Source organism: Halodesulfovibrio aestuarii DSM 17919 = ATCC 29578 (assembly GCF_000384815.1).
In the GTDB taxonomy this organism is placed as follows: domain Bacteria; phylum Desulfobacterota; class Desulfovibrionia; order Desulfovibrionales; family Desulfovibrionaceae; genus Halodesulfovibrio; species Halodesulfovibrio aestuarii.
In genome coordinates this window covers 12,205-36,845 of record NZ_ARQF01000019.1, presented here as the reverse complement: position 1 = coordinate 36,845, position 24,641 = coordinate 12,205, and the positions used below count along the sequence as shown (strand labels likewise).

27 protein-coding genes are annotated in these 24,641 nt (G+C 45.1%); 6 read left to right on the top strand and 21 right to left on the bottom strand.

Annotated features, from left to right (window positions below; all coding sequences use genetic code 11):
• Positions 1-228 precede the first annotated feature (228 nt).
• A complete protein-coding gene (locus tag F461_RS0104175) occupies positions 229-1,077 on the top strand; it encodes an MBL fold metallo-hydrolase (protein ID WP_019999900.1) in 849 nt (282 codons plus the stop codon).
• Between the two features lie 8 nt (positions 1,078-1,085).
• Here F461_RS0104175 and F461_RS0104170 read toward each other — a convergent pair whose 3' ends face one another.
• The 4 genes from F461_RS0104170 to F461_RS0104150 all read right to left on the bottom strand — a co-directional run bounded on the left by F461_RS0104170 (position 1,086) and on the right by F461_RS0104150 (position 4,205).
• Positions 1,086-1,361, bottom strand: a complete 276-nt coding sequence (locus tag F461_RS0104170) for a hypothetical protein (protein ID WP_019999899.1) — start codon at positions 1,359-1,361, stop codon at positions 1,086-1,088.
• 758 nt (positions 1,362-2,119) lie between these two features.
• Positions 2,120-3,163: a tetratricopeptide repeat protein gene (locus F461_RS0104160; RefSeq protein ID WP_019999897.1), complete on the bottom strand. Its 1,044-nt coding sequence runs from the start codon at positions 3,161-3,163 to the stop codon at positions 2,120-2,122.
• A gap of 4 nt (positions 3,164-3,167) precedes the next feature.
• Complete coding sequence (locus tag F461_RS0104155) at positions 3,168-3,722, bottom strand: YajG family lipoprotein (RefSeq protein ID WP_019999896.1); 555 nt, start codon at positions 3,720-3,722, stop codon at positions 3,168-3,170.
• 15 nt (positions 3,723-3,737) lie between these two features.
• Entirely contained in the window at positions 3,738-4,205 is a 468-nt protein-coding gene (locus tag F461_RS0104150; RefSeq protein ID WP_019999895.1) for an AraC family transcriptional regulator, read from the bottom strand.
• A 352-nt stretch (positions 4,206-4,557) separates the two neighbouring features.
• Here F461_RS0104150 and F461_RS0104145 point away from each other — a divergent pair, with 352 nt between their 5' ends.
• Positions 4,558-4,833: an HU family DNA-binding protein gene (locus F461_RS0104145; RefSeq protein WP_019999894.1), complete on the top strand. Its 276-nt coding sequence runs from the start codon at positions 4,558-4,560 to the stop codon at positions 4,831-4,833.
• Positions 4,834-5,105: 272 nt separating this feature from the next.
• Here F461_RS0104145 and F461_RS0104140 read toward each other — a convergent pair whose 3' ends face one another.
• A complete protein-coding gene (locus tag F461_RS0104140; protein ID WP_019999893.1) occupies positions 5,106-6,434 on the bottom strand; it encodes a glycerate kinase type-2 family protein in 1,329 nt (442 codons plus the stop codon).
• Between the two features lie 840 nt (positions 6,435-7,274).
• Between F461_RS0104140 and F461_RS0104130 the strand changes: the two genes are divergently transcribed.
• Positions 7,275-7,622, top strand: a complete 348-nt coding sequence (locus F461_RS0104130; protein WP_019999891.1) for a hypothetical protein — start codon at positions 7,275-7,277, stop codon at positions 7,620-7,622.
• 230 nt (positions 7,623-7,852) lie between these two features.
• On the opposite strand, the gene lipA is transcribed toward F461_RS0104130, so the two are convergent.
• The 4 genes from lipA to F461_RS0104110 are packed head-to-tail and all read right to left on the bottom strand — an operon-like array spanning position 7,853 to position 12,024.
• Positions 7,853-8,752 (bottom strand): lipoyl synthase, encoded by a 900-nt coding sequence (gene lipA, locus F461_RS0104125; RefSeq protein WP_019999890.1) that lies wholly within the window; start codon positions 8,750-8,752, stop codon positions 7,853-7,855.
• On the bottom strand, positions 8,694-9,338 hold the full coding sequence (lipB, locus tag F461_RS0104120; RefSeq protein ID WP_019999889.1) for a lipoyl(octanoyl) transferase LipB: 645 nt from the start codon (positions 9,336-9,338) through the stop codon (positions 8,694-8,696). Before lipB ends, lipA begins: the two co-directional genes overlap by 59 nt.
• 23 nt (positions 9,339-9,361) lie before the next feature.
• Positions 9,362-10,486: a small ribosomal subunit Rsm22 family protein gene (locus F461_RS0104115; protein WP_019999888.1), complete on the bottom strand. Its 1,125-nt coding sequence runs from the start codon at positions 10,484-10,486 to the stop codon at positions 9,362-9,364.
• Positions 10,483-12,024: an ASKHA domain-containing protein gene (locus F461_RS0104110; RefSeq protein WP_019999887.1), complete on the bottom strand. Its 1,542-nt coding sequence runs from the start codon at positions 12,022-12,024 to the stop codon at positions 10,483-10,485. Before F461_RS0104110 ends, F461_RS0104115 begins: the two co-directional genes overlap by 4 nt.
• Positions 12,025-12,191: 167 nt before the next feature.
• On the opposite strand from F461_RS0104110, the gene F461_RS0104105 reads away from it, so the two are divergent.
• Together F461_RS0104105 and fliM are read left to right on the top strand one after the other, a co-directional pair.
• Positions 12,192-12,641, top strand: a complete 450-nt coding sequence (locus tag F461_RS0104105) for a hypothetical protein (RefSeq protein WP_019999886.1) — start codon at positions 12,192-12,194, stop codon at positions 12,639-12,641.
• 213 nt (positions 12,642-12,854) lie between these two features.
• Positions 12,855-13,835: a flagellar motor switch protein FliM gene (fliM, locus tag F461_RS0104100; RefSeq protein ID WP_019999885.1), complete on the top strand. Its 981-nt coding sequence runs from the start codon at positions 12,855-12,857 to the stop codon at positions 13,833-13,835.
• Positions 13,836-14,062: 227 nt separating this feature from the next.
• Here the strand turns inward: fliM and truA are convergent, their stop codons facing one another.
• From truA to rlmD, 11 genes are all read right to left on the bottom strand, one after another.
• Positions 14,063-14,836: a tRNA pseudouridine(38-40) synthase TruA gene (gene truA / locus F461_RS0104095; RefSeq protein WP_019999884.1), complete on the bottom strand. Its 774-nt coding sequence runs from the start codon at positions 14,834-14,836 to the stop codon at positions 14,063-14,065.
• A gap of 3 nt (positions 14,837-14,839) precedes the next feature.
• Complete coding sequence (locus F461_RS0104090; protein ID WP_019999883.1) at positions 14,840-15,565, bottom strand: MotE family protein; 726 nt, start codon at positions 15,563-15,565, stop codon at positions 14,840-14,842.
• Positions 15,492-15,926: a flagellar export protein FliJ gene (gene fliJ / locus F461_RS0104085; protein WP_019999882.1), complete on the bottom strand. Its 435-nt coding sequence runs from the start codon at positions 15,924-15,926 to the stop codon at positions 15,492-15,494. Before fliJ ends, F461_RS0104090 begins: the two co-directional genes overlap by 74 nt.
• Before the next feature lie 124 nt (positions 15,927-16,050).
• Complete coding sequence (locus F461_RS0104080) at positions 16,051-16,788, bottom strand: adenosylcobinamide-GDP ribazoletransferase (RefSeq protein ID WP_034606082.1); 738 nt, start codon at positions 16,786-16,788, stop codon at positions 16,051-16,053.
• Between the two features lie 2 nt (positions 16,789-16,790).
• Positions 16,791-17,729: an SAM hydrolase/SAM-dependent halogenase family protein gene (locus F461_RS18500; RefSeq protein ID WP_019999880.1), complete on the bottom strand. Its 939-nt coding sequence runs from the start codon at positions 17,727-17,729 to the stop codon at positions 16,791-16,793.
• 136 nt (positions 17,730-17,865) lie between these two features.
• Positions 17,866-18,510 (bottom strand): redox-sensing transcriptional repressor Rex, encoded by a 645-nt coding sequence (locus F461_RS0104070; RefSeq protein ID WP_019999879.1) that lies wholly within the window; start codon positions 18,508-18,510, stop codon positions 17,866-17,868.
• 91 nt (positions 18,511-18,601) lie between these two features.
• Positions 18,602-18,910, bottom strand: a complete 309-nt coding sequence (locus tag F461_RS0104065; RefSeq protein ID WP_019999878.1) for an ATP synthase F0 subunit C — start codon at positions 18,908-18,910, stop codon at positions 18,602-18,604.
• Between the two features lie 77 nt (positions 18,911-18,987).
• On the bottom strand, positions 18,988-19,689 hold the full coding sequence (gene atpB / locus F461_RS0104060) for a F0F1 ATP synthase subunit A (protein ID WP_019999877.1): 702 nt from the start codon (positions 19,687-19,689) through the stop codon (positions 18,988-18,990).
• A 3-nt stretch (positions 19,690-19,692) separates the two neighbouring features.
• Positions 19,693-20,124: an ATP synthase subunit I gene (locus tag F461_RS0104055; protein WP_019999876.1), complete on the bottom strand. Its 432-nt coding sequence runs from the start codon at positions 20,122-20,124 to the stop codon at positions 19,693-19,695.
• A complete protein-coding gene (locus tag F461_RS0104050; RefSeq protein WP_019999875.1) occupies positions 20,099-20,374 on the bottom strand; it encodes an AtpZ/AtpI family protein in 276 nt (91 codons plus the stop codon). The genes F461_RS0104055 and F461_RS0104050 overlap by 26 nt, the downstream gene beginning before the upstream one ends.
• Positions 20,375-20,727: 353 nt before the next feature.
• A complete protein-coding gene (gene rlmD, locus F461_RS0104045) occupies positions 20,728-22,128 on the bottom strand; it encodes a 23S rRNA (uracil(1939)-C(5))-methyltransferase RlmD (RefSeq protein ID WP_019999874.1) in 1,401 nt (466 codons plus the stop codon).
• Between the two features lie 183 nt (positions 22,129-22,311).
• Here rlmD and F461_RS19295 point away from each other — a divergent pair, with 183 nt between their 5' ends.
• Positions 22,312-22,452 carry a hypothetical protein gene (locus tag F461_RS19295; protein WP_019999873.1) on the top strand — a complete coding sequence of 47 codons (141 nt, stop codon included), beginning with the start codon at positions 22,312-22,314 and terminating at the stop codon, positions 22,450-22,452.
• 125 nt (positions 22,453-22,577) lie between these two features.
• On the opposite strand, the gene rfbA is transcribed toward F461_RS19295, so the two are convergent.
• Positions 22,578-23,444 (bottom strand): glucose-1-phosphate thymidylyltransferase RfbA, encoded by an 867-nt coding sequence (gene rfbA, locus F461_RS0104035; protein ID WP_019999872.1) that lies wholly within the window; start codon positions 23,442-23,444, stop codon positions 22,578-22,580.
• Between the last annotated feature and the right edge of the window lie 1,197 nt (positions 23,445-24,641).

The window sequence follows — 24,641 nt, the reverse complement described above, 5'->3', positions numbered from 1 at the left end:
GTTGTCAACGTTCTGAATATGATACTGTTGCAGCAATGCATGTTTTTCAAATTGTGGCTGGAAGATGGCCGTTGTGCAAGGGGATTTTAGCTTCTTCGCCAGTTGGAGTATGCAGAGTTATCTATATACATCATTAGCTGTAAACGAGCATTTATGTAATGTACCAATCTGGAATTAGATTGTATGATTGAAGTATATATTCTGAGAACTCATTCCAGAGGAGAGCGTATGTTTGTTCGATGTTGGGGGGCTCGCGGTAATATTCCAACTTCCGGTACACAGATGCAGTTTCATGGTGGAGCAACACCTTGCCTTGAGATTCGCACGTATGACCAGTCTGTGATCATTTGTGATGCCGGGACAGGTATTCGAAAGTTAGGTTGGACCTTACTGAAAGAACAACGCTTAGAATATACTCTTTTGCTTACACACGCGCATGATGATCATTTGGCCGGATTACCTTTTTTTGAACCTCTGTATGAAACAAACACCCGGGTAACAGTTTTTGAGCATAAAGAGTTGCGGGATAAACTGGAAAAAATATGTGACACTCGTGAAGCACAGATATTTTCTCCGTATTCTACTCGTCCCGTGGGAGCACGTATTGATTGGAACCCTGCATTGGAACTTGGACATATTACAAAAATAGGGAGTGCGTTTGTGACGTCTATCCCTGCATCACATCCCGGAGGGTGTGTTGGATTCAAGATTGCTGATCGGGGCAAAACGGTAGTGTATCTGCCTGATAACGAAATAGGATTCGATCATGGCGCGCACATGGATTTTGCAGCGTACGTGCGGTTATGTAGTGGAGTAGATTTGCTCATACACGATGCCCAATATACTTGTGATGAGTATCTTAGTTGTAAGGGGCGGGGACATTCTTCGTGGCGGCAGGCTCTGGAACTGGCTATTGCAGCAGGTGTACAGCAACTTGGTCTCTTTCATCACGATTCAGATCGCACAGATGAGCAGCTTTTTGATATTGTTGAGACGTGTAAGCGCGAAGCAGCACAACGTTCTCCAAGGCTTTTATGTTTTGCCATGCGCGAAGGTTCTGAACTCGTGTTGTCATAGCAGTTTTTTTATTCTTCATTCGAGACAGAACTCAGATGCACTTTATTGCTGCGTGGGAATTCCTGCTTGAGTAGTGTCTTCATTTCTTTTTTCAACTTACTTTCATCCAGTTCGTACTCGGCGTCGGTAAATCCATGCCTTGCAATGTGCAGTGTGGTTTTATTGATGCGTCGTATGGTGATGTGTCGATCTTTTTTGAATGTGGCAATACGAATTCCATGCGATTTTTCTAATGACGCAACACGCGAAAGTACCGTTGGGATAGTCCGGTTAATATCTATCATTCATAAATCATACTCCCTCAAAAAATGATTATCAAGGTAACCTCATGTGGTTAGGCAGCCCTCTGGAGTGTCTTAGCTCTCTCTTCGCTCTTTGTATAAGGCTGGTGTTATCCTGTTGATAGGGCGGGTTATTCTGTACAAGATATTTATTTGGGAGAATGTCTTGAATACACAAGGAGTATGCCTAGTTATGCTTTGTAAGTTTTTTTATATGTACCCTGCCTAAACATAAAAAAAGTAGTAGCTTAGAACGCAGAATATAATGGCGAAGTCCTTTTTTCAGGGTATGGTGGATACATGGATGCTTGTTTCCGAAGGTTTGCGGAGACAGCAGAGTTAGTCCAAGTCGACAGGCAGCAGTTGACTTGCGTGTGGCAAGGCAGCGATGCCACACAACTCATCCTCCTCCCTTGCAGCGTCGGCCGTGCCCCTTACCCCTCGGGCACGGCCGACTCGTCTTTTGTTTGTCGGGGAGCAGGGGAGACTAGAATGATGAAAGATGAGGTTTGTGAATAATATTTTAATAAGAAAAGTATGATGCAATTAGTTATGCTGACATGCGATTGACAATGAGATGATTACATATTGTTCCAGAAAAACAAAAAAAGGGTGGAGTAAAAACTCTACCCTTTTTTATTACATTGCCAGTAACTCGAAATGTCCATTAAGAAGATAATTTTCTCGCTAATCACAGTCGAGGCGCTCTGGCCCCATGCCCGCCGAAGACCTACCTATTTAAAGAAAGAAAAAACTGCAGGTTATTTCTTACACATGCCGCGGGCGATCCCCCAGTTGAGTTCGTTGCAAAGCCCTAGACTGCAGCCTTTACGGTAGTTTTTGCACATTGATTCGTAGTCTTTAAGTACAAGATCTGCCGAGCCATGCGAGATATACAGGTGCGGGTTATTAGGTGAAAGCAATATAGCCTTGTCATAATCTACGAGTGCCATGTCAGGGAGATTTGCCCGAACATAGGCTGTGCCTCTGTCGTGCAGAGCTACTACAAGGTTGGGCTCTAGGTCGATGGCATCATTGAAGTAACGGATAGCTTCAATGGTATTTTTTAACTGAAACAGTATGCTCCCTTTCGCATGTAGCAAAATAGGCTCTTCTGGAGCGGAATTCAGGAGCAGACTAACTTCTTTGAGCTTCTGTTTGGGGTTCTTCCAAGTGCCTTGAGTGTATTCAGGCACAAGCTTTCTGTATGCTTTGAGAGCTCGCAGTCTGTTTGCGATATTGTCGAAAAAGAACTTCGAGTTAGCGTTAAGGCTAAGCAGGAACGTGTGCTGTTTGTCGTTAAAGGTTTTGGTTGAAAATTCTTGCAGGTAGCTTTCTTCGGCCATGAAAATAGCTTCAAAGATTTTGGCGCGGCTTGTCGGTTTTAGTGCAAGAAGGTGCTTTTCATCGAATTGTTCAATCGGGGAGATTGTTACTTCAACGTTAATGTAGTTGCCGTCAATGTCTTTGGAGCGGAAGATCTTTGATCGATGAAATTTGTAAAGCTGATTAGCTGCAATGGTTTCTTCTTTTGCTGCAAGCGCTGGTGTGGTTTCAGATCCCCGAGCAATTTGCTGACGGTGTTCGATCCATTGTGATGCACGAGTGAACGCTCCGTGCAGGGCAAATGCTTCTGCTATAACTGTGGCTGCTTGCTCAGTAAGCGAGTAGCCATAGGCAATTTTTACTGTGTGTGAAAAGGGCACCGGCTCAAGAGGCTCAGGTGTTGCATATGCTGGAAAGGATGTGCAGATGCACAGGCTTACGAGAGCAAATGTGGCAGTAAGGGGGCTAAATTTCAACATAGTGTTACTTTTCGGCAAGAATTATTGGAACAGCAGGTGTAATTGCTTCTTGTAATAACTCTGCGAGTAATGGTTCGATGATATTTGTGTAAGGTACTCCTTGCTTAATAACTGTTGCCTTGTAGGTAGTTGGTAACCCGTTATTGACGGCAATAGAGAGTGTAATCTCTCCCCGGTACTCTGCAACAGAAAGCGGAGTAATTTTAAGCTGTGAAATTGTGCCAGTTACACGAGTAGGAAATGATGCAATCTGGTTAGGAGTAAGGACGTATTCAACAGTTGCACCCTGACGTACCAGTTCGTTCTCAAGTCCTCGTGTAACCCATGCTGCGACATTGGTAACTGGAGTTAGCTCTTTGTCATTATCAATGCCGAGAATCAGTGTGGAACGAGCGTCGGTGAATTGTACTAGGCCGACGTTGGCGTTGTGCTGTGTTTGTACAGCAGGGAGTTCGTTTGCAGGGACGTACCGTAAGAGCACTTTAGAGGATGCACAGCCGGAAATGGTCAGCAGTACAGCGCAAAGGATAAATACTAAAGATCGGTGAGCGCGAAACATGTGGCCTCCAGAAGTTTAAATGGGCTGAAGTGGCAGTAATAGCCTTGTTAATATTTCTGTATCGGCAGAAAAGGTCGTATCAGTTAGATAGATTTCAATGTTTGGGTGGTCGGCAGGCGTTCTGCCGCTGGAAGGGAGCCATTCCCAATACAGCTTGTGCCATGCATCATCCAGAGTACTGTATGAGCCTTGATGGGTGTACATGGCGAATTCGCCACCGGAGATGTAAATTTCTCTGGCTATGCCGGAGGAATCGATTTCTTCAGAAATGCTTACAGCTGCGTCGTATCGTAGTTGATTTTTTGATGTGGTTGTGGAGTCGTGGCGCAACCCAAAGAATATTGAATTTTGTGACAGCAAGTTGTTTTTGGCAATCCACAGGGAAAGCTGACTCCACGTTTGTGGGACAGAACTGGTGTAAGGGCCAATTCCTCGAACGGCTGCTACACGGATGTCGGGTAGCCTTTCAATAACAACTTCCATTGTAGAATGCTCCTTGTAATGAGCTTACTTGTATAGCGAAATGGTGTGTAACAGCAACCCATGAGTATACGTTTAAAAATGGAGGCCTGTGAGGGCGTGTTAGAGCCTGAATTTAGTGTATTGTGGTTGTCAGAGGTACCTTATTGACATTGTTGAAGATGAATGAACGTGCAAATCGGGCTAAAAAAGCCGCAAAAAGCTCTCAATGCCTGAGAATTAACAGTTTTCGGGGGATTCGTTGTTGACAAACTGACTAAGCTTTGCGATTGCTCTTTGCTGACGCGAGCGTCTCATTAGAAATTATCAGATCTTCTGATCTGTTAAACTCATACATTATGTAACGGAGAACTTCATGACAAAAGCTGAATTTGTAGAAAAGCTTTTTACTAAAGCTAACCTTGCTTCTAAATCTCAGGCTGAAACTGTACTCGAATCTACTATTGATACTATCACTGAAGCACTCATGGATGGCGATTCTGTAGTATTCACCGGCTTCGGTAGCTTCAAAGTTGTTGAGCGTGCAGCACGTAAAGGCCGCAACCCTCGCACTGGTGATGAAATTGAGATTGCAGCAACTAAAGTTGTTAAGTTTACTCCAGGTAAGACCCTCAAAGAAGTTGTAAAATAATTCTTTGAACTTGCCTGATGCATTCAGGCTGTTGCCTGTTGCACTTTACAGATTGAAATAACTACGCGCAAAGCTATGCGTGAGAAAAATTGGACACTGTGTAGATTCATAGTTTTCGTTTTTGAGGCAACGCTGCACTGTGTAAGTTTGCTATCAATCTGATACACTGGCTATCAGTGTACTGTTCAAGCATATTTATTGCTTTGAATATAAAAATCCCGGATTGACTTGTGTCAATCCGGGATTTTTTCTGTGTATTTGAAGCGTATTCTTTAAAAGGGGCCGTGTTGGACTAACGTAATGCAGATATCCATGACGTTGGTTAACGTCGGGCCGGTTTGCAAAAGATCGCCGGTACTTTTTAGATAATTGTAAGAGTCGTTATCGGCCAGATAAATTTTCGGACATACTTGGCATTCTTTTGCGCGTGTTAGCGAGTCTGGAAGCGCAAATCCACCTGCTGCATCGGTTGGGCCGTCAGAACCGTCTGTTCCAGCACACAGCATGGCAATATTAGGGCATCCGTCAAGGGCGACTGCTGCTGCCAGAGCCATCTCTTGATTTCTCCCGCCGAGTCCTTTTCCTGTCAGTGTAACCGTGGTTTCGCCGCCGGATAGCAAACAGAGCTTTTCTTTTTTAGCTCCAGCAGCTTTTTTTGCCTGCTTAGCGATGTCTTTTGCCACAGTCCGTGCTTCTCCTGTCATTTTTGAAGTAATAATGCGTGGAGTATAGCCAAGGTCTTTAGCTTTTGCTGCGGCGGCATGCAGTGCTTGCTCATTGGTTGCAACAAGAAGGTTCTGTACGGAATCAAATACAGGATCACCGGCTTTAGGGGTTTCGTAGATAGTTCCTTCCGCGCCTTTTTTCATGTGCGCCAATATGTTGACATGTACTTTGTCGATCAGCTTGTAGCGTTCAAAAATATCCATACAGTCTTTGAAGGTAGAGTTGTCAGGAGATGTGGGGCCGGAGGCTATGACGTCTAAATTGTCGCCGACAACATCTGAAATGATTAATGCTGCAAGCTGGGCAGGATATGCAGCACGCGCGAGGTTGCCGCTTCCGAATATAGACATGTGTTTGCGTATTGCATTGATTTCATTAATTGTCGCGCCACATTCCAGAAGCAGTTGTGTAGCCTTCTTGCCTTCGTCTAAAGATATCCCCTCTACCAGTGCAGGTGTAAGAGCACTTGCTCCACCTGTAATGCAGCAAAGTATAAGGTCTTTTTTTCCGGTTTTTGTAACTAGATCAAGGATTGCCCGAGCGCCGCGTTCTCCGTTTGCATCGGGAACAGGGTGAGCCCCTTCAATGGTACGGATAATACGGAGCGGAACTGTATGACCGTATTTTACACAGATAACGCCATCGGTAATTCTGTCGCCGAGTATTTCTTCCAGTTGGGCTGCCATAGGGGCTGCTCCTTTACCGGCTCCGACAACATAAATATTCTCAAATGTATTGAGGTAATAGGTTACGTCGTCAATGAGTAATGCTTCCCCATCAAGGGATACAAATTTTTTGACGGCTTTGTCTGGCGCGACTGCTGTAAGTGCTGCGCCGAGTATTTCGTGTAACATGTCTTTGGGATGTGCATTCATAATGATTTTCTCTGGGGATAAGCCGTTGACGGGAAGTGCTGCGATTACCAGAAAAGAAGAGCTTCCCCAGTATAAACAGCATGGAAGATGCAAACCTTACACGTAAATGAGAGACCATTGTTTGAGCTGCGGATCGCAGAAAATTTCAGTTCGGTGCGCCTCCTCTTAGTGCAATTAATATAACTGGCAGTGTCACCCAACTATTAGTGAGGCCAACAGGTTTTGTGCTGTATGTTGTTTTGTGCGCTCATACAACGTAAGCGATACGAAATTCATGCCGCTATGCTTAAGAAGGATGCCGGCGTATAACAAACGTTCTATAAAGCAGTTATTACAGCCTCTGAGAAATACAAAATTATACTCAATAGTTCTTTATGTTCCTGTTTAAAAAGCAAAATATAAAACAAGATATGCACTTTTATTTCTTAGAAAGCTGTACACAGGTTCCTGAAACATTCCCCGAAACTATAGAAAGATTACAGGAAGAATGGCAAGCGGAAAAGGTGAGGGATTTCCTTTTTTCGGGCCAAGCTAAGAAAGGGGGTTACTGATTCTTTTGGAGTATTTTTTACTAAAATATCAGGTGTTGCAGGGAATACTTTTTTACAATCCGCGCAAGAGATTCCGAATCCGTTATCAAGATTCAGCATGAGCACACTGCTGGCGCAGCGCATAGGCATGCCCCGTAGGATGAAGAGTTCAGAGATAGAATTTTTTAGACACTCTTTAAGAACGTTTTGTGTTGTGGTATGTTGAAAGAAGTGGCTGTGACTTACCGGAGTTGGGAATTCGGGATTTTTCAATACAGAAGAGTAGTAGTGTTGTTAAATGGGAGTCAGTATGCGCGATAATGGTAATTTTTTGCCTTGGATAATAGAAGACGCTAGAGCCCGCATCTTTTATTTGGATAATGCCTCTTCAGAGGAAGTTCGAGAATGGAAACTGAATAGGGCATTTCAGATTTTATCTGCAGATAGAGCAAAAGAAACATGCCCTAAAGATGTGCATGGGTGGATTCCTAAAAAAGATCCTATCCGGTGTAAAAGATGTAGCGAGAGCCACCATGTAAGAGCAGTAACTCCGATGCAATGTTGGCAGGAATGGGCATTTGGTGAAGTAGAAAATTATATCTCACGATCCCAGAAATTAGCACTTCAGGGGATAGAATGGGAAGATGCGTCAGATTAAATTGAAGCCCTTATATTCTCTTCTGTAGATATTTTCGCCGCGTTTTCTGTCTGCACCTTACACCTTTCGTATACGTTAGTGTGATCAGCGTACAGAATGCGTTTGTCTGAATATTTGATGAGGTTTTTCGTCAGGACTTTTGTGACTAAGAGAAAATATAGAAAACGCTCTTTGCTGTTTATAGTAAAAAAGCAAAGAGCGTTTTTTAGTGGCTATACGAAGTTTGGTTTTTAATTAGGTGAGGTACATTCTTCTGTTTTCTGTTCTTCGGCAAACATTGCCGCGTTGTATGAAGAGCGGACAAGAGGGGCGCTGAACATGTGTTTAATGCCTTTGCTTTTGCCGTATTCTGCGTATTCTTCAAATACCTCAGGATGTACGTAGCGCTTGACTTCCGGATGCAGACGGGAAGGGCGCATATACTGTCCAATGGTCACGATGTCACAATCAATTGCTGCGAGGTTGTCGATAACCCCACGTACTTCTTCATCCGTTTCGCCAAGTCCTACCATGAGGCCGGATTTGGAGCGGCAGCCTGCTTCCTTAACTCGTTTAAGCAGCGTTAAGCTTTGCTCGTAGTCCGCTTGTGGACGAATAGTGTCGTAATGCATAGGCGGAGTTTCTACATTGTGGTTGATGATATCCGGTTGGGCATCAATAACCATTTTGAGTGAAGCTCCGCTTCCTTGAAAATCAGGGATAAGTACTTCTATGCTGCAATCCGCGACAGTTTCTCGAACCGCACGGATTGTTTTGGCAAAGTGTTCTGCACCGCCGTCGATTAAGTCGTCGCGGGTTACAGAAGTGATAACCACATGCTTCAGCCCGAGACGTTTTGCGGCTTCAGCCACTCGAGCCGGTTCATCGGCATCAAGTTTTTCAACAGGGTCGTTGCTGATATTACAAAATGCACAGTTACGGGTGCATGTTTTGCCCATAATCAAAAACGTTGCCGTATGCGCCGTGAAGCACTCGAACATGTTCGGACACTTGGCACTTTGGCATACCGTATTAAGATTGAGGTCTTTTACCAGCTCTGTTGTTGCTGTGTATGTTTTATTACAAGGTATCTTAACCCTGAGCCAAGGCGGAATCCGCAAATACGGTTCTGAACGTTTCTGTGAGCACATGTTTCACTTCCTGCATGTCTATGTCATTGCGGCCAAGTTCCTTTTCGAGCGAAGTAGGTTCTGCATCTGCAAGGCCGCAAAGAGTGATTAAAGAAAATAAATCGACGTCGTTTAAAACGTTGAATGCAAGTCCGTGGTAGCTTGTCCATTTACGCATCGCAATGCCGATGGAACAAATTTTTCTGTTCTCGATCCATACACCGGGTCTGCCTTCCTGCCTGGTGGTTTTCAATCCGTAATGAGAACAGGTACGTATGACGACCTCTTCAAGGTCTGTAAAGAGCCCGCGCATTCCACCCGGTTTTTTAGCAACGCGAAAGATTGGATACGCGACCAGCTGACCGGGGAAATGGCAGGTAATATTGCCGCCTCGCGAGGATTGGGCAAGCTCAATGTTTTGTTGTTGAAGAAACTCATCGCTGACATGCAGATTTTCTCTGCCGCCGTTACGGCCAAGTGTAATCACTGGCGGATGTTCAAGGATAAAAAGTGTTTCTTCTGCTCCTTCAACAACTTCTGCCAGAGTTTCCTTTTGAATCTTTTCAGCATCTGCATAGGAAATGAGTCCTAAATCAACAACGCGCATTGCATCTTCCTGTAATATAACTATTAACGACGTGGAAAAACTTCCAAAGCGCCAGATTTTGCATCTCGAAGTGGCTTGTCCTGCCACTCAACATCGACAAGGCTGCCGCTTTCGAAGCTCTCAGCTTCGTGTAGCAAAGCAATACCTTTGTTAGAACAGGCGTAACGCGCCTTCTGTTTTCTTCCCGGAATGAGGACTGGGTCAGAAAGCACGCGTACATTTTCTCCGTATTCAGGATTAGCCTTGCTTGCCAGAAGGAAGCTGAGGCTTACGTTTTTACGGTTCATACGGGCTCGCTGGGTAAGGTCGCGGAGCCACATTGGCGCATGGTCTGCTGTCATGTTGAAGTGACACCAGCTTGTTGCGCTACGGTCAAGCATTGGACATTCCATTTCATGAGGACACGGAGCCTGCGGCAGGTAGCCTGTTTCAAGAAGACCTTCACGGGTAAGTCCTATAATTTTTCCGCCGAGGCGAGTGCCCGGTTCAACAAACAGGATTGAACCGTCTTCTTTACAGGCACCAGCCATGTTGTTCGCGAGGTCGAGGAAGCGGTCTTCCATGGTTTGCCCACGGTTAGCGGAAAGTTCATTCAATACGTTGGCACCGGCAACTAGTGCCATTTTGCCATAATTGTTGCGTAAACTTTTTTCCAGCGTTTCACGGACTAATTTGATTTTCCAAGGCCCTTTGCCCGGTTCAACACCTGCCATTGCTTCAAAAATGCGACGTCCGTGTTCCATAGGTTTTTTTGCCACGTCGGTGCATATGAATGTGAGGTCCTTGTTGCGCAGGTCAGGGCGGCTAAGCCACAATGCCTGCACAAAAGTGAGCGGGCCGGAGCCTAAATCTAATATTGTGTCACCGTTCTTCAATGGAATGTGCAGCTGTGGCAGCAGCCATGACAGTCTGTACAGGTTCCATGGAAGGAAAAAACGAAGATATGCAGAAAGAGTACGCGGGGTGGACCAGTAGTTGGCACGCATACCACCGCGTTCGTTTGTCAGCATACGGGAAAGATCTGCTACAGCGTACGGCAGATCGCGTTTGTGAGCCGCCTTGATAGGCATGGCTTTGTTCAATACTTTTTCGTAGCCGTCTAAGACGCTACGGATTTTTGCTGTTGGGAATAAAAGAACTGTGCTCATATAAATGTAAAGCGCATGTGGCGCATAAATGTTTGCGTGAAGTCGGGGTCTGTTGTGAGATCAATGGCTTCACAGTTTGCGGTCAGGCTTTCTGCCATGCTGCGTAGGGTGGGGTCAATAAGCATCAGTTCAGCTCCCTGCAAGGAGGTGTTGTTTACAGCTTCCACTCTGGAGCCCATTCCAGCCGGAATGAATCCTAATCCTTCGAGATCCTGCACTGCGGCGTGCTCTCCAAGAGCACCGGCAAGATATATCTTTTTTAATTGTGCTGCAGAAATATCTGCTGTTTCTATAATACGGGTAAATGCTAACGTGAATGCTGCCTTTACCTTGAGGAATTCTTCAATATCTTCCGCGGAGAGGAACATATTGTCCGGTAACGCCAAGTGCTGAATGCCATGACGGATTTCCAGACGGTCAGCCAGGCGCACACCAAGTCCATGGGTCTGCTTTTCGATAAACAGACCGTCGCTGGAAATAAAATTAACTTTTAGTAATGCGTGGATTAAAGCAAGGTAGCCTGTCCCGCTGATGCCGTCTGCATAGGTAGCATCGATAACAGATGGTACAAGACCTTGAGGTGTTAGTTTATATGAAGTGGCTACACCTTTGGCTGCTGCTGCCCCATAGTGCAGACCGACGCCTTCCAGTGCCGGGCCGAGGGCAACGCTGGTAACAAGATAATTATCCGGACTAAGGGCAAGGATGAATTCACCATTAGTGCCCATGTCTGCAAGGATGAAGGGGTATTCTGGTTCTTTTTGCAATATTGCAACGAGCCCTGCTGTCAGATCTCCTCCGACAAACGGTGCCACCAACGGTGCAATATATGCCGGAGGCAGGTCGCCAATCTTTTCTATGCTTCCACCCTTGTAGGTAAGGTTGTACGGAGCGGTTGCAATACCTGAAGTATCAAGACCGAGAAGCAGGTACGTCATTGCCGGGTTTGCAGCGATAGAAATAGATTCTACAGTACCAAATGAGTCTTCAGTAAGCTCGGTAATAAGTTCTGCAATTCTGCAGACAATAAGATCTTGTAAAATTTCTTTACCGGATTCTGTTGCGGCAAAGCTAAGGCGTGACATAATTTCTGAACCGGCACCCATCTGAGGGTTAGGTTCAGAACCGAATGCAATCCTTTTTTTGTCATCAAGCAAGGCCCAGTGCATACTGGTGGTTCCAAGATCTATAGCAAGGTGTAATGACTTGCTACTGGATTCCGCAATTTCGACATGCCTGACGTAGGTGTTTTCAGGAATCTCAATGACCATACCGTCTTGAGGTTCATGTCTGCATGCCAGACGCCAGCCTGCGTCAATAGCATGTTCTTTAAAGATAAGAGTATCAGGTCCAACAGGTGATGGTGCATTTTCTACGAAGCGTACTCTGCATTTTCCGCACTGACCCAACCCTGAGCAGAGAGGTGGGGCAGGAACAAGTCCGCTGGTAAAAATAACCTGAGCCAAAGTATGTGGCTCTTCCTGAGAAACGTGAAGGGACTTTTTCCGACCGGTGTAATCAATGATGGTAATCTGCATAGTAAAAAGACCATGCCACAAAACATGTCAGGAAGAAAGCGGGACTCTTCTTACGCTTAAACTTGAAGGTTGAGAAGATATTTGAAAGCAGGTACGTTGTTTCAGTTTTCTAAAGACTAGTATGGGGTGTATTGTCTCCAGCCTAACGTTTATGAAAAGAGGTGGGAATGGATCTGTTGGTATTAGGATTCTGCGGTCTTATTTTTGTATGTCTGGCTGCAGGGTGTAATTTTTTTGCTACAGCAAAAATTAACGATAAGATTAATGCACTAAGGCAAGATCGTCGTTCGTTACATAGGGAAGTTTCGGAGTTACAGGCTGCACTTATTTCCAAGCGGGAAGAGAAAAAAATCGTAATTAGTAAACTGCGCATGGCAAAGGCTGAATCCAGCTCGCAAAAGGAGGTGGTAAAGGATGCAAGTCCCAGTACCCCCAGCGACACACGAAACTTCGAAACGGAGCTGGTGAGTCAAAGAGTAATCACTCAGCGTGATCTGGACAAAGTTAAAAAGTATCGCAGGTCAACTTCCTGTCCATACGGAGTCGCAGAAACTATTGTCATGCTCGGTTATGCAAGTCAGCAAGAAGTTGATGTCGTTAGGGCAAAATATTCTTAATGAAATAGAGTGGTAGTTTCCTGAGTAGCCTGTTGTTGTTTTTTTTCGACATATATCTGGGCTGAAGTACTTCACAATGAGTCTTGACTAGGTGTTGGCATTAATAGTGCATCAAATCTATCAAGGCACATATTGTGTCAAAAAATTCCTACTTGATTACTCACTAGGTGTTCAGCACTTGTATGAGTACAGGTTTTCGGAGATACAGGACGTATGAATAAGATCTTAGCACAAGACGAAGTAGATGCTCTGCTGCGGGGACTTTCCGGCGGCGAAATCGAAAGTGAATCGGACATTCCGGAAGATGAGACAGGCATAGTCGCATTTGACCTTGCTAACCAGGACAGAATCATCCGCGGACGTATGCCGGTTCTTGAGATTGTAAACGACCGTTTTTCCCGTCTTTGCACTAATGCATTGTCCAACGCAGTTCGTAAGCGCGTTGAACTGAACCCGATTTCGATTGATATGACGAAATTTGGTGATTTCATGCGTTCTTTGCCTGTCCCGACAAGTATCAATATTTTTAAAATGGAACCGCTGCGTGGTAATGCCATAATCGTTGTAGACTCCCGACTTGTCTTTGCGCTGGTAGAAAATTTCTTCGGCGGTGCGGGAAGTCAGCCAAAAATCGAAGGCCGTGAATTTACACGTATTGAGCAGGCAATTGTTGACCGCGTTATTAAAATTGCGTTGGACAACATGGAAGAGAGTTGGCGTCCTGTTCATGAGGTTAATCTGGAGCTTGTTCGTTCAGAGATTAACCCTCAGTTTGCGGCAATTGTACCGCCAAGCGACGTAGTGGTTGTAATTACCTTTGAAGTGGAGCTGGAAAGTGCTATCGGGTCGATGGTTATGTGTTTGCCTTACGCAACTATTGAACCGATTCGATCCAAGCTGCATGCAAGTTTTCAGACAGAGCGTCTGGAAGTTGACCATGCCTGGGTTTCACGTTTGAAAGAGCGCTTGCTGGAGACTCCTGTAGAGATGAAGATTCGTTTTGGTGAATCAAAGATTACAGGTAACCAGTTGCTTCGTCTTAAAACAGGGGACGTTCTCCTGTTGGATACAGACACTGATGATTTGCTTGAAGCAACAATAGAAGGCGTAAAAAAGTTCCACGGAATCAGTGGCACGGTAAAATCAAACAAAGCGTTCCAGATTGTCAAAGAAGAAGAGCCAAGCTACACGTAGCTAGTAATTATCATTAAAAATGTAATAGCTACAATGCACCAACAACCGTACAGTAATTTCATACTGTGCAGAGGGCACGGTGCGCGTATCTTGGACAAATGGTTATGCGTGTTCAACTGAAGGCCGGATTTATCCGGCCTTCTCTTTTGTCTAATGACTAAAATTTTGAATTAAGACAGGAAGATATTCAGCATGAGGGCGTGGGTAGATGGAGTCTTGCACGGTATTTAATAAAAAACTTTATGCATAGAGAGGCCGCATGCAGGAGCCGTAGCCGGGGCAGCTGTACGGTCTTTAGCAGCAAGAATGTCGGGGACGGATTCCGGCGCAATTTTGTGTCTTCCGCATGCCACAATGGTGCCCATAAGGTTGCGCACCATCTGCTTTAAAAAACCGGATGCTTCAACTGTCCAGACAAGCTCGTCCGGCAGTTGCTCACGTTGCGTATACTCAGGACAGCTATGAGAGAAGCGGGTAATAGTTCGGACTGTGTTCGTAATTTCTGTTCCGGCGTTCTGGTAGGTTGCAAAGTCGTGTTCACCTAGTAGATAGCTTGCAGCTGCTTCCATAGCCGCAATGTCCAGCGGGCCTGTTTTCCATACGAACGGGTAGCGGGTAGGCAGTACATACTGGTTTTTAAGCCATAGGGTGTATGTGTAGCTTTTAGCTTTTGCACTGAATCGGGAGTGGAATTCATCATCCACAGTCTCAACACTGGTTACAGCAATATCGTGTGGCAATTTAGTTGTAAAAATTTTTTGCCAGTTTACACGTGCCCACTTCTCGGAAAGATCAAAATGCGCGACCTGAGCGTCTGCATGCACGCCGGAATCAGTGCGACCGCTGCCATGCACTCTAATAAGAGTGCCAGTGACAGCGGTCAGAATTTTTTCAATTTCGCCTTGAATTGTGGGCTGCGGGTGTTCAACTCGAGGTGGTTGAATTTGCCAGCCCACGTATCGGGTGCCAATATAGGCCACAGTAATTTTTATGCGAGGCATTCTCTACTCAAATGGTAACTGCATATTTGTCAGCGCTTCGGAAAGGCGGGCAGCCTTGTCCGGTCTGACAAATGTCAGGATTTCACCTGCTTTACGTCCGCGCATGCCAGCCAAAATTTTAACAGAAATTTGTTCATCGAGGGTTTCAAGAACTTGAGCAGCCTGTTTTCCTTTCATGTTGGAGTACACGTCTACAAGGTGCTTCATCTTTTTATCTTGAGTCTCTTTCGCCTTGTTGAGCATAGACTGAAGACGCTTTTCAAGAGCTTGTAATTTTGCAAGCTTTCCGTCGATGGTGGCCTGAAGTCTGGTGAGTTCCTGTTCGCGTCTATTCAGTTCAACCTGTTTGGTTTTGAGTAGATCGCGGGTCATGGAATCTTCAACAGCCTTAGGTGCCGGAGCAGGTTTTTTAGGCACTTCTTTTTCTTCTGCATGCGCTTTGGTGGTAGTAAGCGTTGCCGGAGATGATGGCAAGCTCTCTTTAACCTGTGCAAAGCGTTCCTCAAGCGTAAGGGACGTATTTTCTGCCACAGTCTTAGCTTTTTCTGTAGTGCCTGATGGCAAAATAGAAGCAATCTGTGTGTCTGCATCGAAAACAATAGAGCCTACGAGAATGAGCTTAAACAGAATTGCGCAACCAAGAAGCTTGCAGATTTTAGAAAGCTTGAGCTTTGAACCTGAGTGTTGCTGTTTCGTCGAGCTGGAGTTGTTCTTTGATCTTTTCATCATGTGCGTGCCGCTTTGCTTGGTTTTCTTTTAGTTTTTCCAGTAGCTTCTTTTCCTGAGATTTCTCAGTCAAATCTTGCCGTGCAGAATGCAGTTCCTGTGCAAGTGTGAGCAGACGATGTTCTGCCGTGCTAATATCTTGACGCACACCTTGCAGAAAATTCCGGATAATCCATGTTTGAGCAGGGTCAGACGTAGTACTCATGAGCGTTTGATTGTTGGCTAGTGCTTCCCGCAACCCGTCAACACGCCGAACTTGTCTTCCGTACTTGCGTTGAGCTTCAGCCAACACAAGCTTGGCCTGATCTTCCAGTTGCGTCCGGTATTCGAGCACCTGCTGTAACTTGAACTTAAATGGTGCCATAAGCCTTCCTAGTAGTGTCAACTGAATGACATGTTACCTAGATATATACCTGTTGTAGCAGGTTTCGTGCCGAAGTGACTGGAACAGGAAGGCTTGGCAAAAAAAAGTCTGGGGAAGAATAGCGTTAGATGAAGTATGCGAGCATGGCGATAAGTTCGCCACCGATGACGGTTGCACCAAGAAAGTCACCGTTTATACCTCCTTGCACCTTTGCAACTCGTAGATATGACCAGAGCATACAGATACAAAGCAGGGTTGTGTACAGGGTGGGAAGAATTCCGCAGAGAAGGATGCCGGTTATAGCAGCGAGGAGTGTCTGTACTAAAATGGTAGAATTCGTTGCTCCTTGCAGGAATAGGCGGCCCTGTCTGGAGGCTTCCGGCGCTTCCCCCAATCCGCCGATAGTAACTGCTGCTACACGACCTGCAATCGGTGCGAAGATGAGAACCTGCCAGTGACCAAGCTGAAATAGTTCATGCGCAAGCAGAGTTTGTCCGAGGATTCCTATAACCATGGCAATAGCACCAAACGCTCCGACATTACTGTCTTTAACAATTTGCCAGAAACGTTCTCCTTGAGCGCAGCTTCCCCAACCATCCCAGATATCTGCCCAGCCGTCCCAGTGGAGGGCACGGGTTATCCATATGGACAGGAATACCCAAAGCCATGCTTGAATCCATGGGTGTCGGGAAAAGGCACCCAGGGCGAATGGCAGGGTGACAAGAATGCCTACTGTCAGCCCGACAGCATAAAATTGACGCATGGTCGCGGCAATTTCTTCATTAGAGTACAGACGTGCGAAACCCAGACGCGTCATAAAACTGAGCGCCGTCATATAATTAGTCCAGAACTGTGTCAGCATTATTACATCTCGGGCGGAACAGAGAGAGCTATTCTAATTCGTTCGCCTAGCTTTAGGTTGATAAATTGCGCTGCTGAACACATGTTGCAAGCAATTTCTAAGTATCCTTGACTGCCGCAGATGATGCCAATTTGATTTTCTGCAAGTTCTGCATAGGCAGAGACACATTTGAGCGGGCGGGTTGTCTGTGTATACAAAGTCAGCTCGCCGCCATCTGAAATTCGCTTGTGCCATGTCTCGTTTGGTAGTCCAAGAATCACATTGCCGAAGGTGTCTATATGTAGCACATACGTTTCGATAATGTTCTTATCCAGTTTTGCCACACTCTCTGGCAGCATGACAATAGCTTGTGCACGTGAATGGTCATTACGTTCCATATACTGGGTTAGAATAGACTCGGAATCAGTTGGTAGCGGTGGAAATAATTTGAGTTTGCAGTCCTGCGTGGAGTCTTTACTGAACGGTGCTGGTCTGGTGCATTCCATATACGACGAAAGCTGTTCAATATGCAGCGCGATATCTGCCGCTAATGGGGAGAATAAGGTTCGGCCATGGAATGTTGAAGTGAGAATAGTGTGCTCCAGAGGCAGCTGGTGCTGCATGATGCGGTATATTGGCGCTTTCGGGTAACGGGTGTGCAGGAATGACAGGCAGCCATTGTCAGGAGCAAGAACAACTTTCGTATCTATTACCATGCATACAATATCACGGGCTGTACCAACACCGGGATCTACAACGCAGATGGTTACAGAGTAAGGCGGCAGATGATCTATGGTAGAGTCTAGAAAGAACCCTGCCTGTGCAATATTAAATGGCGCTAGATTGTGCGTAATATCGAAGATTTGATACTGTGGTGCCAAGGTGCTGAGTACGCCTTTCATCTGCGCAACATATGGATCCGCGTAACCAAAGTCTGTAAGAAGAAAAAATTTAAGTGACATGTTTTCCTCCAAAAAGTAGAAAACTTGACCTCATCATAACGTTTTTACCCCGCATACAACAGTATACGGGGTAAAAAACGAAATATATCTTTCGCCCGATAATTAGGCGTTGTTTTCTAATTTATATCCAAATGCACTATTTAGTATTCGGATGAGTAATATTGAAAGACAGTGCATACAAATGGTGGAAAAAGTCCACATACTCAACATTTACATGGTCAGGTACCGTAATTCGGGAAGGGGCAAAGTTTAAAATACCGCTAATACCTGCTTCCACAAGGTGGTTAGCAGCACGTTGAGCACGCTCTGGTGGCGTCGTAATAATACCAATTTCAGCGCCGTTATCGCCAATCATTTCGCGTAAACGTTTTGTACAAACAACTTCAAGTCCAGATACTTCTTCACCGATTTTAAATGGATCACAATCAAATGCACCAACAATATTAAAACCGCGAAGACGAAACTCTTTATGATTCAAAAGAGCTTTACCAAGGTTGCCCACGCCAACGAGAACGGTTCTCCATTCTCTATCAACACCAAGAGCACTAGTGATAGAAGCGATAAGATTTTTTACGTAGTAACCGACACCTCGCACACCGAATTCGCCAAAGTAGGCAAGGTCTTTTCGTATCTGTGAAGCGTTAACGTTGCACGCTTTTGCAAGCGGCTCTGAGGAAATTACTTCAGTACCTTCGCGCTGAAGATTTTCCAACACTTGAACATATACGGCCAGACGTTGAATGGTCGCTCTTGGGATATGTTCACTTTTTTGTTGTGCCATGGACGCTCCAAATTTGTGAAATAATTCTCATAGTTTAAGGTAAAAAGAGGAGGCCGCAATAACGGCCTCCTCTAAAAGGCAAGTTGTGGACTTACGCAGTAAGAAGCATAAGGTTAACAACGAGAGCGTAAATAGCAAGGGATTCAACGAATGCCAAGCCAAGAATGAGAGCAACAGTAATTTTGTTAGATGCTTCTGGGTTACGTGCAGTACCTTCACAAGCAGCTTTCAGACCAAGACCCTGACCGATACCACAACCAGCAGCAGCAATAGCCATGCCGAGAGCAGCACCAAAGTAAACGAGATCGCCGTAGGTGTTAGCACCTTCTGATGCGAATGCAACAGCTGCGATAGAGATCAGAGCAACGGTGTTGAGAGCAATCATAAGAAACTTACGCATTTTGAAACACTCCTAAAATTATTTTATGTTAGTTGGTCAAAGACCATTTCCCCCGGAATAAGGCCGGAACATGCGGACTAATGCGCGTGTTCGAGAGAGCCTTTGAGGTAGATCATGCTGAGCATGAACCAAATAAATGCCTGCAAGCACTTAGCAAGACCGAACAAGAAGTAGATCGGAATAGTACCTACGATAGGTGCCAGCAGGAAGAACAGGATCAGAACGATTTCTTCACCTCTGATGTTACCGAAAAGACGGAGTGTCAGAGAAAGTGGACGAGCACAGTGAGAAATAAGTTCAAGTGGTAACATCAACGGAGACAGCCACCAGAATGGGCCGCAGAAGTGCTTGATGTAACCAACGCCCCAACGTCTGAGGCCGATCCAGTTGTAGTAACCAAAAGTAAACAGAGCCATTGCTGCGTTTGTATTAACGTTAGCAGTCGGGGCATCAAAGCCCGGAACAAGGCCCATGAGGTTCATTGTAATAATAAAGAGGAACAGCGCGATAAGAACGTGGAAGATCTTTCTTCCGTCTTCACCGATGTTACTCACTACGAAATCTTCGAGACCGCCAATGATGACCTCGAAAACATTTTGTAACTTTCCGGGGACAAGTTTTATTTGTCCGCGTACAAGGAAGGCCAAAGTGAATAGAATCGCCATGGCGATCCATGTGTAAAACACATGGCTAAAATTGACTACTTCCCCATTGATTGTCATGCTGTCCATGCCTACTATAGGCGCGAGCAGCAACGGATGAGGCAAACCACTTGCCATATCCTAAGCCTCCTTGGTTTTCCGCTCATTCTGATTGGAAATCATCCAGATGAGCATCGTTACCATACTTGTAGCCAAACCGGACACAAGTGCCATCATAGGAACATGTGCCTTTGCAATCAAAGCGGCAACTACCACTCCGACGATAAGCAGACGTCCATAAAATCTGAAAAGCATTCCCCACAGCATACTTCGGTCATATTCGCGCAAGATGATTTGCTGTATGAACTTGGCAACTGAGAAGAAACTAAATGTGGCTATTACTGCCCCAATTGCAAATGTAATTGGCCACATGCTAAACCAGACTGTGCATAATGCTGCAATTATGGCAATGCCGCAGAGTTGAATCTGGATGCGAAGAATCGAGCGGATGTCAGGCAGTCTGAATCCTTTTGAATACAGATGCTTTTCAATCTTTTCGTTGAAATCTTTCATTATCTTCTCTTTCCTGATTCCTCATTACCTTTTTTGTGTCAGCATACACAGCTCTGAAACCGGCAATTACGCCGAGAATCAAAAATGCTATGAACATCCAAGGCTTCGTTCCTAACCAATCATCCAGAAAATAACCGGCCACCGCCCCCACAGCGGGGTGAGATACCATGTGCAGACCAATCGTTCCGACTGTTCCCATTGTATCAACGTATTTTCCGGGATTAGCTCCCTTGTTTTTCTTAACGACCATAAATGATTTCCCTTAGCGTGCGAAAGTGCTGCATAAGCTAGATCACTTCGTGCAATCGTTCACAAGTTGTTTTGGAGTTATCACGCGTGGTACCCTGCGTCAACTTATGAAGCTGCTTTTTTGTTCTTTTTTTCACACAAAACAAGCTGGTTGAGTGGACAAATAACTGGGTTTTGTGACTAGCTCCAGCAGTACTGGCGTGCGTGCAAAAGTTTGCAGAAAGAGGGAGGAATGTCCTTTTTCTGATTTGAAGCAAGCTTGTATTTGGTAGGTTACCATAGAGTGTGTCATTAGGGAGAAGGGGACAAAAAAGAGCGGGACAAACTGTCCCGCTCTTTTTTAAGTGGCAATTGTTAGTTGGTTAAGTCGAGGCGGATAATGTTTTCAATATGTGCAGTCTGCGGAAATAAATCAACAGGTTGGACAGCTGTAACAGTATATAGCGCGCTCAGTGTCGCAATGTCGCGTGCTTGTGTAGCAGGGTCGCAGGAAACATAGATAATGCGCTGCGGCGTACGCTCCATAATTAAGTCTACAACTTCCTGATTCATACCAGAACGCGGCGGATCAACAAATACTACATCCGGCTTGGAAGATTCGTTTTCCAGTGCACTGCGTACGTCACCGCTGACGAATCGAACATTTTCGATGTTGTTGATTTTTGCGTTTTCATTTGCAGATGCGATTGCCTGCGGGGTGATTTCCATACCAAAAACTTCGGATGCATTAGGGGCTGCCGAAAGGGCAATACCGCCCACTCCACAGTACAGATCCCAGACTTTTTCAGTGCCGGAAAGTTCTGCAAGGTCAATGGCTGTACCGTAAAGACGTGCCGTTGCGTCTGTATTTACCTGGAAGAAACCGTCTGCATGGGATGCAAGGGAAAGAGAAGGCATACCGTTTTCGAAGTTTAGTACTTCGGTGAGGGATTTCTGCCCCAGAACAACATATGTTTTTTCACCATATGCAACCTGTGAGGTGTGCGTGCGAAGTGAGTGTATGAAGGTTGTTACATTCATACGCTCCTGCAGAAGCTGTCCGAGCTGACGGATGGCGCGGTGTTGCTGGTCTCCGTTAGTCGTATCTTTACAGGTGATTATTTGTACCATGCACTGGTTAGTGTGCTTCGTCTCACGAATGACGAGAAAACGCAGGTAGCCACGGCGGGTATTTGGGTCATACGCAGTCAATGCCGGTGTTGAATTTACGAATTCACGCACGAGGTCAAGAATTTCCATGGTGTGTTCGGTCTGCAGGTAACATTCCTGCAGGTCTACAACATTGTGAGTTCCGTAGCGGCGCAATCCGACAGTGATGTCACCTTGCTTGTCACCGAACGCAAATTCCATTTTGTTACGGTAGTAGAAGGTGTCGGGGGACGGGATCGGGTCGTTAATCTCGAGATCTTGTGCGCCAGCAATGCGGCTCAGGCTGTCGGATACGAAACGTTTTTTCCATTCAAGCTGTTTGCTATATTCCATATTCTGCCACAGGCAGCCGCCGCATGTGCCGAAATGGCCGCAGCGTGGAGTGATTTGATCAGGAGCGTCACTGATAACTTTGGAGAGGACAGCTTCTGCAAATCGTTTTTTCTTTTTAGTGATTTTTACTTCAACAGTTTGGCCGGGGAGCCCCCTGTCCATGAAAATTACCATGCCGTCTAAACGTGTAAGTGCTTTCCCGCCAGTTGCGAGTGCGTCGATGGTCACGGTAAGAGTGTCGCCCTTAGCGAACTGTGAATCTTTGGTTGTCATATGAAATCCGGTTAAGATGAAAGTAGAAGAAATGATTATAAAAAGTAATATGCCTTGTGTTACAAGGAATAACAGAAAAAAGTTTTACTGATTTTGCAAAACTGATCTTGACATTTTTACTAAATAGCGCAACTAATTTTTTTGCGTTGCAGGGGTTATAGGAAAGAGTAAAGGAGTGGAGCTATGTTAGGTGAGCTTTTTGAAGGCATGATGCACTCAACCCCACAGGGCTTTGTGGGTGTTGGTCTTATATTTATTTACTTTGTGGTTATTTGTTCCACTGCGGTTTACCGCATTAAAAAAGGTGAACATCTCGACCATTAGAACCTTGGTTACTGGTTTCTCCCGTTTTTCGGGGAAAACCCAAAATGGTATGTCTACAAAGAAAAAGATCGTTACGTATTGGCAATTGCGTAACGGTCTTTTTCTTTTTTTTAATCTTTTAAAAGCTATGCACCCACGAGTCGCATCAAGTATTGACCATAGTCATTTTTGAGCATTGGCTGAGCTAATTCACGTAACTGCTCTTTATTTATATACCCTTTATTAAAAGCAACTTCTTCAATGCAGGCAATTTTCAATCCTTGTCTGTTCTGCACTGTTTGTACAAAGGAAGATGCCTGCTGCATGGAATCAAATGTTCCAGTGTCCAGCCATGCCATGCCTCGACCAAGTACTTCTACTTTAAGAGTCCCTTCCTGCAGATACATGTCTACAATATCAGTAATCTCAAGTTCACCACGAGGTGACGGTTTGATTTGCTTGGCAAATTCTACCGCACGGTTGTCAAAGAAATACAGCCCCGTGACCGCGTAAGAGGAACGAGGTTCCTCCGGTTTTTCTTCTACGCTCAATGCGTTGAAATCTGCGTCAAATTCCACAACGCCATAGCGCTGCGGGTCTTGCACATGGTAACCGAAAACAACTCCACCGTGTGTCGTCGTGGCGCAACGTTCCAGCATTTCTGTCAAGCCGTCGCTGTAGAACAGGTTGTCGCCGAGGATAAGACTGACGGAAGAGGTTTCGATGAATTCTTCGGCAAGAATAAATGCTTGCGCCAGACCTTCCGGTTTGGGCTGTTCAATGTATTCTAGTTGTAATCCGAGCTGGGAGCCGTCTCCAAACATTCCTTTAAATCGGGGAAGATCTTCCGGAGTAGATATAATGCAGATTTCGCGAATGCCTGCAAGCATAAGAGTTGACAGTGGGTAGTATATCATCGGCTTGTCGTATACTGGTAACAGCTGCTTACATACTCCGCGAGTAATCGGGTACAGTCGTGTGCCGGAGCCTCCAGCGAGGATAATGCCTTTCATAAGATTCAGTCCTTGTTCGTCAATATGTTCTACGTAGTATTTTTACGTGCTACCTCTCTCATTCGCAACAGCTTTTATTGCTATATCAGCACCTACATATAATGTCTTAATTTGATTGGTAAAGTTTTTGGACATAACTGCCGAACCATGGTTACGAGGTTTGCAAAGTAGATTATGAAGGTATGTTTGCATAGTGAAGTTAGGCTGTTGTGGTTTCTGATAGAATCAATGGAACAAAAGTGCATAAAATGAAAAAAGTTGCTTTATATGCAAACAAAAAAGAGCGTTGAACAGTGCACGATGTTAAGAGTACGTGATTTGTTTGGTGTGTGGCTTTTGTTTGTAGTAAAGAGCGCTGCTAGTATGCAGTGTTTTTTTATTGAAGATGCTGATTGGGAAGAATGTAATGCGCTGTGGGTAAAAAAAAGAGCCCGCTTTCTGCCACGAAAGCGGGCTAAATGTTAGACAAGTACTTAGTGTGCGGTTATCCGGAAAGTGGAGAAGAACCGGATATGCCAAGTAAAAAAAATCGTTATCGTATCTCATCTTATACTATGGCCACTAATTGCACAGGTCTTACAAATTCTTATTATTGAGGGGGAGGGATAGATCGCTAAGTGGAGTTAGCTGACTGCCCTTTGAGCTGGCATCTGTCTATATGGAACAAACAGTGCTGCACCTCAATAATATGAGTGTTAGATACGGCTATTTTTTTCAAGATGCAAGCGGTAAAAAAGATATAGTTACATGCAATTTGCGGTTTGATTGATTATTTATGCGAATAAATTGTATTTATTTGTTTTGAAAAATGAAACTGTGTTACGAATTGTTTCACGTCATGGAAGCGTTTTTTGCCGTGTGGCAGTGGTGCACAGCAGCGAAGACAGGTGTCGATGCTATTTGGGAGAGTGCTCAATGCGTAGAGTGAGCGCATAAGCTCATATGTGTGTTGGGACGTTGTGTTTGAACGTGTTGTTGGTACTTTTGTGGCCTTGAGGTGGCAATAAAGGAGAGTGCAATAGCATCGTTAGTAACTATGCTTGTTATGCTGTGGTGGGGGGGGGAAGGCTTGTGTTTTGATAACTGGAGATACAACGTAAGAAAACTTCATTGGCTTGAAATATTATCAAGGCTGCATATAACGAGGCTTGAATGTTGCAATTGCCTGGTGATGCAGGAGTAATATACAGTAAGGAT